This window comes from Pseudomonas sp. KUIN-1 (assembly GCF_009176725.1).
Classification (GTDB): domain Bacteria; phylum Pseudomonadota; class Gammaproteobacteria; order Pseudomonadales; family Pseudomonadaceae; genus Aquipseudomonas; species Aquipseudomonas fragariae.
The window spans coordinates 657,584-674,863 of record NZ_AP020337.1; the positions used below are offsets into that span (position 1 = coordinate 657,584).

The window sequence follows — 17,280 nt, forward strand, 5'->3', positions numbered from 1 at the left end:
TATGGGGTTAGGTATGCGCATGCGCGCGCTGGTTACTGTAGTGGGTCTGCTGTTGATGGCCATGGCTGTCGAGGCGGTTGCCGCTACGCAAGTACGAAGTGTCCGCTTATGGCGAGCGCCGGATAACACACGTCTGGTCTTCGACCTGACGGGGCCGGTTCAGCACAGCCTGTTTACCCTGACTTCGCCTGACCGTCTGGTGATCGATATCAATGGTGCGACGCTCGGCGGACCCTTGAACGTACCCACGGCCAATACGCCGATCAGCAGCATGCGTTCTGCGCAGCGCACACCTACCGACCTGCGCGTGGTCATCGACCTGAAAAAGGGTGTGACCCCGAAGAGCTTCACGCTGGCGCCCAACCAGCAATACGGCAACCGTCTGGTGGTCGACCTGTACGACAACGCCGCCGATGCCAACCCCACGCCGGTGATTCCCGACACCGCTGCCAACACCGCACCCGCAGTTCCGGTCAGCCCGGCCAAGCCTGAAATCAAGCTGACCCCGGTGCCGAATGGCAAGCGCGATATCGTTGTGGTGATCGATGCCGGGCACGGCGGGGAAGACCCTGGTGCCTCGGGCGGCGCCGGTCAGAAAGAGAAAAACGTGGTGCTGTCGATTGCCAAGGAGTTGCAGCGCCAGGTGAATGCCGAGAAAGGCTACCGTGCCGAACTGACGCGGACCGGCGACTACTTTATTCCGCTGCGCAAACGTACCGAGATCGCCCGCTCCAAGGGCGCTGACCTGTTTGTGTCGATCCACGCCGACGCCGCGCCGTCTTCCGCTGCGTTCGGCGCATCGGTGTTCGCCCTGTCTGATCGTGGCGCCACTTCCGAAACCGCCCGCTGGCTGGCGGACAGTGAAAACCGTTCTGACCTGATCGGTGGGGCCGGCGCAGTCAGCCTCGATGACAAGGACCGCATGCTCGCGGGGGTGTTGCTGGACTTGTCCATGACCGCCTCGCTGTCTTCGAGCCTGAACGTTGGCCAGAAGGTATTGAGCAATATTGGCCGCGTGACCTCGCTGCACAAGGCACGCGTCGAGCAGGCGGGCTTCATGGTGCTCAAGTCGCCGGATATCCCGTCGATTCTGGTGGAAACCGGCTTTATCTCCAACGCCAATGAGGCCAACAAGCTCGGTTCTGCGTCGCATCAGCAGGCGCTGGCGCGTTCGATCACGTCGGGTGTCAAGCAGTTCTTCCAGCAGAACCCGCCGCAGGGCACCTACATTGCCTGGCTGCGTGACAACGGCAAGCTGGCCCAGGGGCCGCGCACTCATGTCGTTCGTTCCGGCGAAACCCTGGCCATGCTTGCTGCACGCTATGACATGAACATCGCCACCTTGCGCAGCGCCAACAATCTGAAGTCCGATGAATTGAAGATCGGCCAGGATCTGCGTATTCCAAGTTCCGAGGTGGCGACTCAGTAATGACCGATCTCCTGCTCGACGGCGCCGAAGCCGATAACGCTCAGACTGCCCTGAACGCAGCACGCATCGAACTGCTCAGTCCGCGTCTGGCCAACCAGATTGCGGCGGGCGAAGTTGTCGAGCGTCCGGCTTCGGTGATCAAGGAGTTGCTGGAAAACAGCCTCGATTCCGGCGCGCGGCGCATCGATGTCGACGTCGAGCAGGCCGGCATCAAATTGTTGAAAGTGCGTGACGATGGCAGCGGCATCTCTTCGGACGATCTGCCGTTGGCGCTGGCACGCCACGCGACCAGCAAGATTCGCGACCTGGAAGACCTCGAGCGGGTCATGAGCCTGGGGTTTCGCGGCGAAGCGCTGGCTTCGATCAGCTCCGTGGCACGCCTGACCCTGACCTCGCGCACCCGCGACGCCGATCAGGCATGGCAGGTCGAAACCGAAGGTCGTGACATGGCGCCACGCGTGCAGCCGGCCGCGCATCCGGTAGGCACCTCCGTTGAAGTACGCGACCTGTTCTTCAACACGCCCGCCCGGCGCAAGTTTCTGAAAGCCGAGAAAACCGAATTCGATCATTTGCAGGAAGTCATCAAGCGCATGGCGCTGGCGCGTTTCGACGTGGCCTTCCATCTGCGGCACAACGGCAAGACCGTGCTGAGCCTGCATGAGGCGCATGACGACACCGCCAGAGCGCGACGTGTCTCGGCAATCTGCGGGCCGGGCTTTCTGGAGCAGGCGCTGCCGATCGAGATCGAGCGCAACGGCCTGCATTTGTGGGGCTGGGTCGGGCTGCCGACCTTCTCGCGCAGCCAGGCCGACCTGCAATATTTCTTCGTGAATGGCCGGGCAGTGCGCGACAAGCTGGTCGCCCACGCGGTGCGTCAGGCGTATCGCGACGTGCTGTTCAATGGCCGTCACCCGACTTTCGTGCTGTTCTTCGAGGTCGACCCGGCTGCTGTGGACGTAAACGTTCACCCGACCAAGCATGAAGTGCGCTTCCGCGACGGGCGCATGGTGCATGACTTTCTATATGGCACCCTCTACCGTGCGCTGGGCGATGTGCGCCCTGAAAATCAGTTGGGTGGCAGCGTGCCGGTTGTCGCCGAGACGCGCCCGAGCGGGCCTGAAGCGGGCGAGTTCGGGCCGCAGGGTGAAATGCGTCTGGCCAACAATGTGCTGGAGCAGCCCCAGGGCGAGCCTTTTGCCCGGCCTGCTGCCGCTGGCGGCGCTGGCAGCGGTTATCAGTATCAATACACGCCTCGGCCCACCGCTGGCGTGCCGGTCGCCGAAGCGCAAAGTGCCTACCGGGAATTCTTCGCACCGCTGCCCAGTGCCGCGCCCGCGTCGCTGCCTGAATCGCCCGGTGATATTCCGCCGCTGGGTTATGCGCTGGCGCAGCTCAAGGGTATCTACATCCTTGCTGAAAATGCTCACGGCCTGGTGCTGGTGGACATGCATGCCGCCCACGAGCGGATCATGTACGAGCGCCTGAAAATAGCCATGGCCAACGAAGGCTTGAGCGGCCAGCCATTGCTGGTGCCCGAGTCCATCGCGGTCAGCCAGCGTGAAGCGGACTGCGCCGAAGAACACCTTGCGACCTTCCAGCGCCTGGGCTTCGAACTGCAGCGGCTCGGCCCGGAAACCCTGGCGATCCGCCAGATCCCTGCGTTGCTCAAGCAGGCCGAGGCCAACCGGCTGGTCAGCGATGTGCTGGCTGACCTCATGGAATACGGCACCAGCGACCGGGTGCAGGCGCACATGAACGAGCTGCTCGGCACCATGGCCTGTCACGGCGCGATTCGTGCCAATCGGCGTCTGGCCATCCCGGAAATGAACGGTCTGCTGCGTGACATGGAAAACACCGAGCGCAGCGGGCAATGCAACCACGGTCGTCCTACCTGGACCCAGATGGGTCTCAATGACCTGGATAAATTATTCCTGCGCGGTCAATGAATGAACGCTTTACCTCCGGCCATCTTTCTCATGGGGCCTACCGCTGCAGGCAAGACCGACCTTGCGATAGAGCTGACCAAAGTGCTGCCCTGCGAGTTGATCAGCGTCGATTCTGCGCTGGTCTATCGCGGCATGGACATAGGCACCGCCAAGCCGTCGAAGACGCAGCTGGCTGAGCATCCTCACCGTCTGATCGACATTCTCGACCCGGCGCAAAGCTACTCCGCAGCCGATTTTCGCAGTGACGCTCTGGCGGCCATGGCGGAAATTACCGCACGCGGAAATATTCCTTTGCTGGTCGGCGGCACTATGTTGTATTTCAAGGCTCTATTGGACGGGCTGGCGGATATGCCGGCGGCCGATGCACAGGTCAGGGCGCAACTTGAGGCGGATGCACAGGCCTTCGGCTGGCAGGCATTGCACGATCAGTTGGCGGTGGTCGATCCCGTTTCGGCGGCACGTATTCACCCCAACGATCCGCAACGGCTGATCAGGGCGCTTGAGGTGTATCGCGTCAGCGGAATGAGCATGACGGCACATCGCGAGCAACAAACTGCGCAAAGTACCGAAGCAGCCGCATCAGGGCGCCAGCAATTGCCCTATACTGTCGCGAACCTTGCCATTGCTCCGGCTGATCGCAAGGTGCTGCACCAACGCATCGCGCTACGTTTCGAGCAAATGCTGGATCAGGGGTTTCTGGACGAAGTACTGGCATTGCGCTCAAGAGGTGACCTGCATTCGGGGTTGCCATCGATAAGAGCCGTCGGTTATCGCCAGGTCTGGGATCACCTGGATGGGAAACTGACACGGGATGAAATGCAGGAGCGCGGCATCATTGCGACGCGCCAGCTGGCCAAAAGGCAGTTCACCTGGCTACGTAGCTGGGACGACCTGCACTGGCTGGACAGCCTGGCCAGCGACAATCTGTCGCGCGCCTTGAAATACCTGGGATCGGTCTCCATATTGAGCTGAGTCCCTGCAATAGCCGTCTATCCTTGGGGGGTGGTCGGTCAAGCAAATCGAATTCGATTTATTATTTTATTGATCCTTAAAGGAGTGCGGCACATGTCAAAAGGGCATTCGCTACAAGACCCTTACCTGAATACCTTGCGTAAAGAGAAGGTCGGGGTATCGATCTATCTGGTCAACGGTATCAAGCTGCAGGGTACGATCGAGTCTTTCGACCAGTTCGTCATTTTGCTGAAGAACACGGTCAGCCAGATGGTCTACAAACACGCCATTTCCACCGTCGTACCGGTTCGTCCGATCCGCCTGCCAAGCGCTACAGACGCTGACGGCGCGGACGCCGAGCCAGGTAACGCCTGATAGGAGTCTGCCTTGTTCTTTGAGCGCCACAGTGGTGGTGAACGTGCAATTCTCGTTCATCTGGATGGTCAGGACCCTGAGGCGCGCGAAGATCCGCAGGAGTTTCAGGAATTGGCCATCTCGGCCGGTGCCGATACCGTTGCGTTTATCAACGTGCCGCGTCATCGGCCTTCGGCCAAGTATCTGATCGGCTCTGGCAAGGTCGAGGAGCTTCGCGATCAGGTCAAGGCTGAGCAGGCCGATCTGGTCATCTTCAATCACACCCTCACGCCCAGTCAGGAACGCAACCTCGAACGCGTTTTCGAGTGTCGTGTGCTTGATCGTACCGGTCTGATTCTCGATATCTTTGCGCAGCGGGCGCGTACTCACGAGGGCAAGCTTCAGGTCGAACTGGCCCAGCTTGAACACATGAGTACCCGTCTGGTCCGTGGCTGGACTCACCTTGAGCGACAGAAAGGTGGTATCGGCCTGCGCGGTCCGGGTGAAACCCAGCTCGAAACCGACCGACGTCTTCTGCGGGTTCGCCTGCGGCAGATCAAGGGACGGCTGGAGAAGGTTCGCAGCCAGCGTGATCAGGCCCGTCGCGGGCGTCGTCGCGCGGATATTCCATCGGTTTCACTGGTGGGGTATACCAACGCCGGCAAATCCACCCTGTTTAACTCGGTAACCGATTCGGATGTGTTCGCGGCGGACCAACTGTTCGCCACGCTCGATCCGACCTTGCGTCGTCTGCAGCTCGATGACCTGGGTCCTATCGTGCTGGCCGATACCGTGGGCTTTATTCGCCACCTGCCGCACAAGCTGGTCGAGGCCTTTCGCGCGACGCTTGAAGAATCGAGCAACTCCGATTTGCTGCTGCATGTGATCGACTCCCACGAGCCGGATCGCATGTCGCAGATCGAGCAGGTGATGGCGGTGCTCGGCGAGATCGGAGCCGAGGGCTTGCCGATCCTCGAGGTCTATAACAAACTCGATCTGCTTGAGGGCGTAGAGCCTCAGATACAGCGCGATGCCGACGGCAAACCGCAGCGTGTCTGGGTGTCTGCCCGTGATGGTCGAGGGCTTGATCTGCTCAAACAGGCTATCGCCGAATTGCTCGGCGACGATCTGTTTGTCGGCACGCTGCTTCTGCCTCAAAGTCTTGCCCGGCTGCGTGCCCAGTTCTTTGAACTGGGTGCGGTGCAGAGCGAAACGCATGACGAGGAAGGTGCCAGCGTGCTGGCCGTACGACTGCCGCGCGTTGAACTCAATCGACTGGTGAGTCGCGAAGGATTGCAGCCGCTGGAGTTCATCGAGCAACACACTTTGCAATAAAAGCACGAGAAAGCCGTTGTACGGCTTTCCCGAGCATTCTGTAGCATTGGTCGGCGCGCCGCGGGCGCGTCTTTGCTTTATCAGATGGAGAGCGCTATGGCTTGGAATGAGCCGGGTGGCAACTCGAATAATCAAGATCCCTGGGGTGGCAAACGCCGTGGCGGCGACCGCAAGGGACCACCTGATCTCGACGAGGCCTTCCGTAAGCTGCAGGAAAGCCTGAAGGGGTTGTTCGGCGGCGGTAACAAACGCGGCAGCGATGGCGGCAGCAGTGGCAGTGGTGGCGGTTCAGGCAAGGGCGGTGGCTTCGGTCTGCTCGGCATCGGGCTTGTCGTACTCGTCGCTTTCTGGCTGTACAGCGCTATCTATGTGGTCGACGAGCAAGAGCAGGCTGTCGTGCTGCGTTTTGGTCAGTACCACGAGACCGTGGGCCCGGGCCTTAACATCTACTTCCCGCCGTTCGATCGCAAGTACATGGAGAACGTGACTCGCGAGCGTGCCTACAGCAAGCAGGGCCAGATGCTCACCGAAGACGAGAACATCGTCGAAGTGCCGCTGACCGTGCAGTACAAGATCAGCGATCTTCAGGCGTTCGTGCTGAACGTCGATCAGCCTGAAATCAGCCTGCAGCACGCGACTGAAAGTGCGTTGCGTCATGTCGTGGGTTCCACGGCGATGGATCAGGTCCTGACTGAAGGCCGCGAACTGATGGCCAGCGAAATCAAGGAGCGTCTGCAACGCTTCCTCGATACCTACCGCACCGGTATCACCGTGACCCAGGTGAACGTGCAGAGCGCCGCCGCGCCGCGTGAAGTGCAGGAAGCCTTTGATGACGTGATTCGCGCCCGTGAAGACGAGCAGCGTGCACGTAACCAGGCTGAAAGCTACGCCAATGGTGTGATCCCGGAAGCCCGTGGTCAGGCTCAGCGTATTCTTGAAGATGCCAACGGTTATCGCGATGAAGTGGTTTCGCGCGCCAAGGGTGAGGCGGATCGCTTTACCAAACTGGTTGCCGAGTACCGCAAGGCACCTGAAGTCACCCGCCAGCGTCTGTATCTGGACACCATGCAGGAAGTCTTCAGCAACACCAGCAAGGTGCTCGTGACCGGCGACAAGGGGCAGAACAACCTGCTTTACCTGCCGCTCGACAAGATGATCGAAAGCAGCCGCAGCGGTACCGGCAATGGCTCCAATTCAGGTACGCCATCGCAGTCGGCCAATGATGCTGCCGCTGCTGCCGCCGCTGCCCGGGCGAATGAGGCTCAGCAGCGTGGTGAAGTACGTACCAGGGAGACTCGCTGATGAGTAACAAATCACTGATCACCCTTATTGTCGGCGTGGTACTGGCGGTCATTGCCTGGAACAGCTTCTACATAGTGTCCCAGACCGAACGCGCTGTTCTGCTGCAATTCGGTCGTGTGGTCCAGGCTGACGTTCAGCCGGGTCTGCATGTGAAGGTTCCTTACGTGAACCAGGTGCGCAAGTTCGACGGTCGTTTGCTGACCCTCGATGCACCGACCCAGCGCTTCCTGACACTGGAAAAGAAAGCGGTCATGGTCGATGCCTACGCCAAGTGGCGTGTGAAGGATGCGGAGCGTTTCTACACCGCGACTTCCGGCCTCAAGCAGATCGCCGACGAGCGTCTTTCGCGTCGTCTGGAATCCGGCCTGCGTGACCAGTTCGGCAAGCGCACCCTGCACGAAGTCGTGTCGGGTGAGCGAGACGCGCTGATGGCGGATATCACCGGTTCGCTGAACCGCATGGCCGAGAAAGAACTGGGGATCGAAGTCGTCGATGTCCGGGTCAAGGCCATCGATCTGCCGAAGGAAGTGAATCGCAGCGTTTTCGAACGTATGAGCACCGAGCGTGAGCGTGAAGCGCGCGAGCACCGTGCCAAGGGTAACGAGCTGGCTGAAGGCATCCGTGCCGACGCCGATCGTCAGCGTCGTGTGCTGCTGGCCGAAGCCTATCGCGAGTCGGAAGAAGCGCGTGGTGATGGTGATGCCCAGGCTGCCGCGATCTATTCCAAGGCGTATGGTCAGGACCAGGAGTTCTACGCGTTCTATCGCAGCCTGCGTGCCTACCGCGAAAGCTTTGCGAACAAGAGCGACGTGATGGTGCTTGATCCGAACAGCGAATTCTTTCGCTACATGGAAAAAGCCAAGCCGTAATTAATCATCCGCCGGGCGGCAAAACCGCCCGGTGGGGTGAACGTACGGTGAAACGTGTGTATCATGCGGCAGCCGGGAAATTCCCGGCTTTTTTGCGTCTGCACGATTGATTGGCCGTATCTGAATCGGAACGCGGCAAGATTTTTCGAGGAAAGTGGTCTGCAAGGCCTGTCTCGGGCATTTGTCGTGCCCGTCATACGGCGCATCACTTTCTGCTTCACTCAAGGTCGGCCTGTAGGCTGGCCGCCTGGATCACAGGGGAATGGCGTAATGGCAACGGTCGACCGCTGGCTGCTACCAGATGGCATCGAAGAAGTACTGCCACCGGAAGCGGCGCGCATTGAAGTAGCGCGCCGTCAGGTGTTGGATCTGTTTCAGAGCTGGGGCTATGAGTTTGTCGTCACCCCGCATATCGAGTATCTCGAGTCCCTGCTGACTGGCGCGGGTTCGGATCTGGATCTGCGCACCTTCAAGGTTATCGACCCGCAATCGGGCCGGCAGATGGGCTTTCGCGCCGACATCACGCCGCAGGTTGCACGCATCGATGCCCACACCCTCAAACGCGAAGGCCCGAGCCGTCTGTGCTACGCGGGCAGCGTTCTGCACGCCCAGCCGCGCGCGCTGTCGTCCTCGCGCAGCCCGATACAACTGGGTGCCGAGTTGTACGGCGATGCGAGCCCGAGCAGCGACGTCGAAGTCATCAGTCTGATGCTGGCCATGCTGCAACTGGCCGATGTGCCGGATGTGCACATGGACCTCGGGCATGTCGGTATCTATCGCGGTCTGGCGCGCGCCGCCGGCCTGTCGGGTGAAGTCGAGCAGCAACTGTTCGATGCGCTGCAGCGCAAGGCCATTGATGAGGTGATTGCCCTCACCGCTGATCTGCCGCCAGAGCTGGCAACAATGCTGCGCGCTCTGGTTGATCTGTGCGGTGGTCGTGAGGTGCTGGACGCCGCGCGTGATCGTCTGGCCGGCGCACCGGCGCCGGTGCTGGCCGCGCTGGATGACCTGCTGTCGATCGCCGAGCGTCTGGCTGCGCGTTTCCCGCAGTTGCCGCTGTACTTTGACCTCGGCGAGCTGCGCGGCTACCACTACCACACCGGTGTGGTGTTTGCGGTATTCGTACCGGGCGTGGGTCAGTCGATCGCTCAGGGCGGTCGTTACGATGACATCGGTGTCGACTTCGGTCGTGCCCGTCCGGCGACCGGCTTTTCCACCGACCTGAAAACCCTGGTAACCCTGGGGCAGGCAGAAATCGTCTTACCGTCTGGTGGCATCTGGGTGCCGGACAGTACGGATGCGGCACTCTGGCAGAGGGTTTGTCAGTTGCGCAGTGAAGGTCAGCGTGTGGTTCAGGCCTTGCCTGGGCAGCAGGCGAGCGCCGCGCGTGAAGCCGACTGTGACCGGCAATTGATTCAGCATGGCGAGCACTGGCAGGTAATGCCGCTGGCTTCTTGAGTATTCCTGCCGGCCGCCGCCGGCACCAAGTTTGCGTGAATGAGGACAAGTGTTATGGGTAAGAATGTCGTAGTCCTGGGCACTCAATGGGGTGATGAGGGCAAAGGCAAGATCGTTGATCTGCTGACCGAACATGCTACCGCCGTAGTTCGCTATCAGGGTGGCCACAACGCCGGCCACACGCTGGTGATCGACGGTGAGAAAACCGTTTTGCACCTGATTCCGTCCGGTGTGCTGCGCGAAGGCGTGCAGTGCCTGATCGGTAACGGTGTGGTGGTTGCTCCCGACGCGCTCCTGCGCGAAATCGTCAAGCTGGAAGAGAAAGGCATTCCGGTGCGCGAGCGTCTGCGCATCAGCCCGTCCTGCCCGCTGATCCTGTCGTACCACGTGGCACTCGATCAGGCGCGTGAAAAAGCCCGCGGCGAGTTCAAGATCGGCACCACCGGTCGTGGTATCGGCCCGGCCTACGAAGACAAGGTCGCACGTCGCGGTCTGCGCATCGGTGACCTGTTCCATCGCGAGCGTTTCGCCGCCAAGCTGGGCGAGCTGCTCGACTATCACAACTTCGTGCTGGTCAATTACTACAAAGAGCCTGCCATCGACTTCCAGAAGACGCTCGACGAGTGCATGGAATACGCTGACATGCTCAAGCCACTGATGCTCGACGTCACCGCTGCGCTGCATGAGATGCGTCGCGACGGCAAGGACATCATGTTCGAAGGCGCCCAGGGTTCGCTGCTGGACATCGATCACGGTACTTACCCGTACGTCACCAGCTCCAACACCACGGCGGGCGGCATTGCCACCGGCTCCGGTTTTGGCCCGATGTACCTGGATTACATCCTGGGCATCACCAAGGCCTACACCACACGCGTGGGTTCGGGTCCGTTCCCGACAGAACTGTTCGACGACGTCGGTGCGTTCCTGGCCAAGCGTGGTCATGAGTTCGGTGCCACCACCGGTCGTGCGCGCCGTTGTGGCTGGTTCGATGCCGTCATCCTGCGTCGCGCCATCGAAATCAACAGCATCTCGGGCCTGTGCCTGACCAAGCTGGACGTGCTCGACGGTCTGGAAACCATCAACATCTGCGTGGGCTACGAGAACGAAGAGGGTGCAGTCATTGACGCGCCTACCGACGCTGACAGCTATCTGGGTCTGCGTCCGGTCTACGAGCAGATGCCAGGCTGGAGCGAATCCACGCTGGGTGCCAAGACCCTCGAAGAGCTGCCTGCTGCCGCTCGCGCTTACATCAAGCGTGTCGAAGAGCTGGTGGGTGCGCCTATCGACATCATTTCGACCGGTCCTGACCGCAACGAAACCATCGTGCTGCGTCATCCGTTCGGCTGATACGTCACCGGGCTGTGCCAAAAAGGGTCGCCTGTGCGGCCCTTTTTTATTTTCGCGCCGAGGGCAGGGAAGCGCACAAAAGTGAGACTTGTGTCACGGCACGGCGCTTGCTACAAAGATGACAGAAAAGTGCCATCATTTTAATGGCGCTGAGGGTGGAGGGATTCTCCTGTGTCTGCTGTCTTATCTCTGTTGCAAAGTCGTTTGCTGCGCCCGGTCTTCATCGCGCTGGGCATCGCTCTTTTGGTGCAGGTCGTGGTGGCGGTTGCGCTTACCCGGAGCACGGTCACCGCGCTTGAGGCTGATCTCGCCAGTCGTCTCGGGGTAGATTCGCAACATCTTTCCTCAGAGCTGGAGTCGGCGAGTAGCGAAGTGACGTCGAGCCTCGATGCGTTGTCAGCCAGCACTCGTCAGCGCCTGAGTGTCGGGCTCTCTACCCGTCTGAAGGACGAGCAGGCTCAACTGCGTGCCACGCTGGAGAAAGACCTTCGCGAGTCCGCGACCGACATGGCTGAACTGCTCGCCGCCGTCGCTCCACGCGCCATGTGGGACAACGACACACCAACGCTTTCCGAATTCGCACGCCGTGCCCAGCGCAATCCCAATGTACTGTTCGTGGTTTATGACGACGCCGCAGGTGAGCACCTTACGCGTTACATGAACCGCGACAATCCGCTGGTCAAGGCCTTGCTGGCCAAGGGCGAAGGCGAGCGGGCGATGGACAAGGTCCTCAATGCGGCGAAAAACGATCCTTCTGTGTATTACGTTGAAGCGTCCATCAGCCCTAACGGTGTGGAGATCGGCAAGGTGCGCATGGGTGTATCCACGGCAACGGTCGAAGAGAATCTTGCCGCCCTGGACAAGCGTTTCGCGACCCTGATCACCAGTGGTGAACAGTTGGTGTCCGACAGCCTTGCCAGTGCCTCGAAAGACAGCTCGACCGCCTTGCGCACGCGTCTGCAGTCGGCTCAGGCGGCAGGGGTGGCGATGACCGCCAACACGCGTGTTGCGGTTCAGGAAGCTGCCGAAACACTGCGCTGGAGAATCGGCATGGGTCTGGCGCTGGTCGGCCTGTGTGTCTTGCTGTTACTGGCGGTGGTGCTCGGACGTCGGGTTGTCAGCAAGCTGCATCTGCTGATCGCGGCACTCAATGACCTGGCGGCGGGTGAGGGTGATCTGACCAAGCGCGTCAAGCTGGACAGTAATGACGAGATTGGTGATATGTCGGTCGCGGTCAACTGCTTCATCGACAAGCTGCAACCTATCGTCCGCGAGGCAGGCGAAGTGGCGCAGCGCACCGGGCAGGAAATCGGTGTCATGAGCGAGCGTAACGCCGGCGCCGATGCGGCGGCCGAATTGCAGCGGGACGAAGTAGCGGCCAGCCTCAAAGCGCTGGAGCAGATGGCCGACGAGGCGCAGTCGGAAAGCCACGCGATGCAGGCGGCTTTGCGTCAGGTTATCGACATCAAGCAGGCGACCGACGAAAACACCCGCACGTCCAGTCAGGTTGGCGGGCTGATCGAAGCGTTGGCCGGGCAGGTCGAGACCGGTGCGCAAGTCATCGAGCGTCTGGCGCAGCAAAGTCAGCAGATCGAGGTGGTGCTGGAAGTCATTCATGGTATTGCCGAACAAACCAACCTGCTGGCGCTGAACGCAGCTATCGAAGCGGCCCGTGCAGGGGAGACGGGCAGGGGCTTTGCCGTGGTGGCCGATGAGGTGCGGGCGCTGGCCAGCAAGACTCAAAGCTCGACGGGCGATATTCAGGAACACATCGTGGCCTTGCAGCGCGGCGCGAAAGAGGCGGTCGCTGCCATCGGCATCGCCGGGCGTCAGGCCAAGGAGGGGCTGGAGGTATTGCGCGACAGCGCCAAGCGCCAGCAGACGGTGCAGGCATCCGTGGAGCAGGTGCATGCGGCCATCGGTCTGGCGACCAAGGCGGCCGTTCATCAGGCTGAAGGTGCCCAGGCGGTGCGTGGTCGGGTAGAGGTGATCCATGCTCAGGCCGAGCGTGCTGCGAAGGCTGTGGTGGAGACGACCGCCAGCGGCAAAGTGCTCGATGGACTGGCTGCACAGTTGAAGGCGAGCCTGGGGCAGTTTCGGGCATGAGCGCCAGGTGCAGCGCTGCAAGTGTGGTGCTGCACTGTCTGCAGGAGGGAGGGCTTTTCGAGTGCCAAACGCAAAAAACCGAGCCATTGGCTCGGTTTTTTTGAATTGGTGCCCAGAAGAAGACTCGAACTTCCACGACCTTGCGGTCACCAGCACCTGAAGCTGGCGTGTCTACCAATTTCACCATCTGGGCAGCATCAGCAGCGCGTACGCCGTTGATGGGGCGCACTATACGGCGATCGTTTTACTCTGTAAACCCCTGTTTTGATTTAATAATCAAACCCTGAAAATGCAAAAACCCGCTTTCGCGGGTTTTTGTGAGGCTTGAGACTGTTGTAGTCTGTTGCCTGAATTGGTGCCCAGAAGAAGACTCGAACTTCCACGACCTTGCGGTCACCAGCACCTGAAGCTGGCGTGTCTACCAATTTCACCATCTGGGCAGTATCAACAGGCATCAACCTGTCGATGGCGCGCACTATACGGAGCGCCTTTTAGGCTGTAAAGCCCGGCAGTGAAAAAAACCCGAAAAAAATCGCGGACGGCGTGTTTCGGGTGTTTCAGCGGGGTCCAGGAGGCTTTTTGTCCAGTGGATTGAGCGTGAAATTTCCCGTTTCATGAGGTCTATGCCAAACTAACCCCTATATATACAAGGTGAAAACTATCTAATGGCCGATTGGCAGTCCCTCGATCCCGAGGCCGCTCGTGAAGCGGAAAAATACGAAAACCCTATTCCCAGCCGCGAGCTGATCTTGCAGCACCTTGCCGAGCGCGGTTCGCCGGCCAGTCGCGAGCAACTGGTCGAAGAGTTCGGCCTGACCACCGAAGATCAATTCGAGGCTCTGCGCCGCCGCCTTCGGGCGATGGAGCGTGACGCCCAGTTGATCTACACCCGTCGCGGCACTTACGCACCGGTAGACAAGCTTGACCTGATCCTCGGTCGCATCTCCGGGCATCGTGATGGCTTCGGCTTTCTGGTGCCGGACGACGGCTCCGACGACCTGTTCATGAGCCCGGCGCAAATGCGCCTGGTGTTCGACGGTGACCGGGCGCTGGCGCGTGTTTCCGGCCTTGACCGTCGCGGCCGCCGCGAAGGCGTGATCGTCGAAGTGATCTCGCGTGCTCACGAAAGCATAGTGGGTCGCTATTTCGAAGAAAGCGGCATTGGTTTTGTCGTACCCGACAACCCGAAAATCCAGCAGGAAGTGCTGGTAACGCCGGGTCGTAACAACGGCGCCAAGATCGGCCAGTTCGTCGAGGTGAAAATCACCCATTGGCCGACACCGCGATTCCAGCCGCAGGGCGATGTGATCGAAGTGGTGGGCAACTACATGGCGCCCGGCATGGAGATCGATGTCGCGCTACGTACCTACGACATTCCGCACGTGTGGCCCGAGGCCGTACTCAAAGAGGCTGCCAAGCTCAAGCCGGAAGTCGAAGAGAAGGACAAGGAACACCGCGTCGATCTGCGCCATCTGCCGTTCGTGACCATCGACGGCGAAGACGCTCGCGACTTCGACGATGCGGTCTATTGCGAAGCCAAACCGGGCAAACTGCGTTTGTTCTCCGGCGGCTGGAAGCTCTACGTGGCGATTGCCGACGTATCGAGCTACGTGAAGATCGGCTCGGCGCTGGATGCTGAATCCCAGGTGCGCGGCAACTCGGTGTATTTCCCCGAGCGCGTCGTGCCCATGCTGCCTGAGCAATTGTCCAACGGCCTGTGCTCGCTGAACCCGCACGTCGATCGTCTGGCCATGGTTTGCGAGATGACCATCTCCAAGACCGGCGAGATGACTGACTACGTGTTCTACGAAGGTATCATCCACTCCCACGCTCGCCTGACCTACAACAAGGTCAGCACGATTCTGGAACAGCCGAAAACCGCTGAAGCCAAGAGCCTGCGCGGCGAATACGGCGATGTGGTGCCGCACCTCAAACAGCTTTATGCGATGTACAAGGTATTGCTGGGCGCGCGCCATGTTCGTGGTGCGATCGATTTCGAAACTCAGGAAACCCGGATCATCTTCGGTTCCGAGCGCAAGATTGCCGAAATCCGTCCGACCACCCGTAACGATGCCCACAAGCTGATCGAGGAATGCATGCTGGCCGCCAACGTGGCCACCGCGCAGTTCCTGAAGAAGCATGAAATTCCTGCGTTGTACCGCGTCCACGACGGTCCGCCGCCAGAGCGCCTGGAAAAACTGCGCGCATTCCTCGGTGAGCTGGGTCTGACGCTGCACAAAGGCAAGGAAGGTCCGACACCTAAGGATTATCAGGCGCTGCTTGAAACCGTTCGCGACCGTCCTGACTACCACCTGATCCAGACCGTGATGTTGCGTTCGTTGAGTCAGGCGGTCTACAGCTCGGACAACAACGGTCACTTTGGTCTGAATTACGAAGCGTATACGCACTTCACGTCGCCGATCCGTCGTTATCCGGACCTGCTGACTCATCGCGCGATCCGCAGCGTCATTCGCTCCAAGCAGGATACGCCGCACGTTCGTCGTGCCGGTGCTGCGACGATTCCGAAGGCGCGCATTTACCCGTACGACGATGCGCTGCTCGACCAGTTGGGCGAACAATGCTCAATGAGCGAGCGCCGTGCCGACGAGGCTACGCGCGACGTAGTCAACTGGCTCAAGTGCGAATACATGAAGGATCGCGTCGGCGAGTCGTTCCCGGGCGTGATCACCGCTGTAACCGGCTTTGGTCTGTTCGTCGAGCTCACCGATATCTATGTCGAAGGCCTGGTCCACGTGACCGCCTTGCCGGGTGACTACTACCACTTCGATCCGCTGCACCACCGCCTTGCCGGCGAGCGTACCGGGCGTAACTTCCGCCTGGGCGACACCGTTGAGGTGCGGGTCATGCGCGTCGATCTGGACGAGCGCAAGATCGATTTCGAGATATCCGAAGCGGCAGCGGCTGCGAAGCCGACGGCGCGCAAGCGTCGTGGTAATGACACCGCGGCACCTGCTGCCACAACCACGGCTGAAAAGGACAAGGCGCCGGCCAAGTCCGGGCGTCGTAGCGCTTCGACCAAGGAAAGCAGCCCCGAAGCGTATCGCCCGAGCGATGCCGCGGCGAAAAACGCAGAAGTGCGTAAAAGCCGCGAGCTGAAAAAAGCGCTTCTGGCAGACGCGAAGGGTGGTAGCAAGGCATCGTCGGGAAAGTCTGACAGGTCGGGCTCTGCGCCTTCATCGGGCAAGCCGGCCAGCAAACACCGTAAAGGCTCGTCAAAAACGGGCTCCGCGCCAGCTGCGAAAAGCAGTGGCGCTCGTAAACCCAAGGCCAAGTCATGAGTCAGCTGGAAAAAATCTACGGCGTTCACGCCGTAGAAGCGTTACTTCGTCATCATCCGAAACGCGTCAAGCACATCTGGCTGGCCGAGGGTCGTAACGACCCTCGCGTCCAGACGCTGGTGGCGCTGGCAGCCGAGAATCGCGTGACCATCGGGCAGGCCGAGCGCCGCGAAATGGATGCCTGGGTCGAGGGCGTGCATCAGGGCGTTGTTGCCGACGTGAGCCCGAGTCAGGTCTGGGGCGAGGCCATGCTCGACGAACTGCTGGACCGCAGTGAAGGCTCGCCGCTGCTGTTGGTGCTGGACGGCGTGACCGATCCGCACAACCTCGGCGCTTGCCTGCGTACTGCTGATGCAGCAGGTGCGCTGGCGGTCATCGTACCCAAGGACAAATCCGCAACCCTGACGCCGGCTGTGCGCAAGGTCGCCTGCGGTGCCGCCGAGGTCATCCCGCTCGTGGCAGTGACCAACCTGGCGCGTACGCTGGAAAAACTGCAGCAGCGCGGATTGTGGGTGGTCGGTACTGCGGGCGAGGCCGAGGTCGAGCTGTATCAGCAGGACCTGACCGGGCCGACCATCATTATCATGGGCGCCGAAGGCAAGGGCATGCGCCGCCTGACCCGTGAGCATTGTGATTATCTGGTGCGCCTGCCGATGGCGGGCAGTGTCAGCAGTCTCAATGTGTCGGTCGCGACCGGCGTGTGTCTGTTTGAAGCGCTGCGCCAGCGATCCGCCAAGCGGAAGCCGGCTTAGTAGCAGCTGCAAGCTGCAAGCTGCAAGCCTCAAGCTACAAGCTACAAGCGGACTGCTTCTACTTGTAGCTTTCCACTTGCAGCTTGTAGCTCCTTCCCCATTTGTAGCTTTCCACTTGCAGCTTGCAGCTGC

12 protein-coding genes and 2 tRNA genes are annotated in these 17,280 nt (G+C 60.5%); 12 read left to right on the forward strand and 2 right to left on the reverse strand.

What is annotated here, in order from left to right:
- Position 1: 1 nt before the first annotated feature.
- From KUIN1_RS03100 to KUIN1_RS03145, 10 genes are all read left to right on the forward strand, one after another.
- Complete coding sequence (locus KUIN1_RS03100; RefSeq protein ID WP_197709718.1) at positions 2-1,429, forward strand: N-acetylmuramoyl-L-alanine amidase; 1,428 nt, start codon at positions 2-4, stop codon at positions 1,427-1,429.
- Positions 1,429-3,375, forward strand: a complete 1,947-nt coding sequence (gene mutL, locus KUIN1_RS03105; RefSeq protein WP_058398819.1) for a DNA mismatch repair endonuclease MutL — start codon at positions 1,429-1,431, stop codon at positions 3,373-3,375. The genes KUIN1_RS03100 and mutL overlap by 1 nt, the downstream gene beginning before the upstream one ends.
- On the forward strand, positions 3,376-4,347 hold the full coding sequence (gene miaA / locus KUIN1_RS03110; RefSeq protein ID WP_011266496.1) for a tRNA (adenosine(37)-N6)-dimethylallyltransferase MiaA: 972 nt from the start codon (positions 3,376-3,378) through the stop codon (positions 4,345-4,347).
- Positions 4,348-4,440: 93 nt separating this feature from the next.
- On the forward strand, positions 4,441-4,701 hold the full coding sequence (gene hfq, locus KUIN1_RS03115; RefSeq protein ID WP_002551819.1) for an RNA chaperone Hfq: 261 nt from the start codon (positions 4,441-4,443) through the stop codon (positions 4,699-4,701).
- 12 nt (positions 4,702-4,713) lie between these two features.
- A complete protein-coding gene (gene hflX / locus KUIN1_RS03120; RefSeq protein WP_002551820.1) occupies positions 4,714-6,015 on the forward strand; it encodes a ribosome rescue GTPase HflX in 1,302 nt (433 codons plus the stop codon).
- Positions 6,016-6,111: 96 nt separating this feature from the next.
- Positions 6,112-7,317 (forward strand): FtsH protease activity modulator HflK, encoded by a 1,206-nt coding sequence (gene hflK / locus KUIN1_RS03125; RefSeq protein ID WP_116893390.1) that lies wholly within the window; start codon positions 6,112-6,114, stop codon positions 7,315-7,317.
- Positions 7,317-8,186 carry a protease modulator HflC gene (gene hflC, locus KUIN1_RS03130; RefSeq protein WP_003366315.1) on the forward strand — a complete coding sequence of 290 codons (870 nt, stop codon included), beginning with the start codon at positions 7,317-7,319 and terminating at the stop codon, positions 8,184-8,186. The genes hflK and hflC overlap by 1 nt, the downstream gene beginning before the upstream one ends.
- A 270-nt stretch (positions 8,187-8,456) precedes the next feature.
- A complete protein-coding gene (locus KUIN1_RS03135; RefSeq protein ID WP_152091821.1) occupies positions 8,457-9,644 on the forward strand; it encodes an ATP phosphoribosyltransferase regulatory subunit in 1,188 nt (395 codons plus the stop codon).
- 54 nt (positions 9,645-9,698) lie between these two features.
- A complete protein-coding gene (locus tag KUIN1_RS03140) occupies positions 9,699-10,991 on the forward strand; it encodes an adenylosuccinate synthase (RefSeq protein WP_003366319.1) in 1,293 nt (430 codons plus the stop codon).
- Between the two features lie 171 nt (positions 10,992-11,162).
- Positions 11,163-13,097 carry a methyl-accepting chemotaxis protein gene (locus tag KUIN1_RS03145; protein ID WP_152091822.1) on the forward strand — a complete coding sequence of 645 codons (1,935 nt, stop codon included), beginning with the start codon at positions 11,163-11,165 and terminating at the stop codon, positions 13,095-13,097.
- 106 nt (positions 13,098-13,203) lie between these two features.
- Here KUIN1_RS03145 and KUIN1_RS03150 read toward each other — a convergent pair.
- Together KUIN1_RS03150 and KUIN1_RS03155 are read right to left on the reverse strand one after the other, a co-directional pair.
- Positions 13,204-13,290 (reverse strand) — tRNA-Leu (locus KUIN1_RS03150).
- A 160-nt stretch (positions 13,291-13,450) separates the two neighbouring features.
- Positions 13,451-13,537 (reverse strand) — tRNA-Leu (locus KUIN1_RS03155).
- 225 nt (positions 13,538-13,762) lie between these two features.
- Between KUIN1_RS03155 and rnr the strand changes: the two genes are divergently transcribed.
- Both rnr and rlmB read left to right on the forward strand, forming a co-directional pair.
- Positions 13,763-16,396, forward strand: a complete 2,634-nt coding sequence (gene rnr, locus KUIN1_RS03160; protein WP_004407829.1) for a ribonuclease R — start codon at positions 13,763-13,765, stop codon at positions 16,394-16,396.
- Positions 16,393-17,148, forward strand: coding sequence for a 23S rRNA (guanosine(2251)-2'-O)-methyltransferase RlmB (gene rlmB / locus KUIN1_RS03165; protein ID WP_003414481.1), 756 nt, complete (start codon positions 16,393-16,395; stop codon positions 17,146-17,148). The genes rnr and rlmB overlap by 4 nt, the downstream gene beginning before the upstream one ends.
- Positions 17,149-17,280 lie beyond the last annotated feature (132 nt).

Excerpts from the sequence above, each read along its gene's own strand:
- KUIN1_RS03100 (WP_197709718.1), top strand. The coding sequence starts at position 2 with ATGGGGTTAGGTATGCGCATGCGCGCGCTGGTTACTGTAGTGGGTCTG.
- mutL (WP_058398819.1), top strand. The coding sequence starts at position 1,429 with ATGACCGATCTCCTGCTCGACGGCGCCGAAGCCGATAACGCTCAGACT.
- miaA (WP_011266496.1), top strand. The coding sequence starts at position 3,376 with ATGAACGCTTTACCTCCGGCCATCTTTCTCATGGGGCCTACCGCTGCA.
- hfq (WP_002551819.1), top strand. The coding sequence starts at position 4,441 with ATGTCAAAAGGGCATTCGCTACAAGACCCTTACCTGAATACCTTGCGT.
- hflK (WP_116893390.1), top strand. The coding sequence starts at position 6,112 with ATGGCTTGGAATGAGCCGGGTGGCAACTCGAATAATCAAGATCCCTGG.
- hflC (WP_003366315.1), top strand. The coding sequence starts at position 7,317 with ATGAGTAACAAATCACTGATCACCCTTATTGTCGGCGTGGTACTGGCG.
- KUIN1_RS03135 (WP_152091821.1), top strand. The coding sequence starts at position 8,457 with ATGGCAACGGTCGACCGCTGGCTGCTACCAGATGGCATCGAAGAAGTA.
- KUIN1_RS03140 (WP_003366319.1), top strand. The coding sequence starts at position 9,699 with ATGGGTAAGAATGTCGTAGTCCTGGGCACTCAATGGGGTGATGAGGGC.
- rnr (WP_004407829.1), top strand. The coding sequence starts at position 13,763 with ATGGCCGATTGGCAGTCCCTCGATCCCGAGGCCGCTCGTGAAGCGGAA.
- rlmB (WP_003414481.1), top strand. The coding sequence starts at position 16,393 with ATGAGTCAGCTGGAAAAAATCTACGGCGTTCACGCCGTAGAAGCGTTA.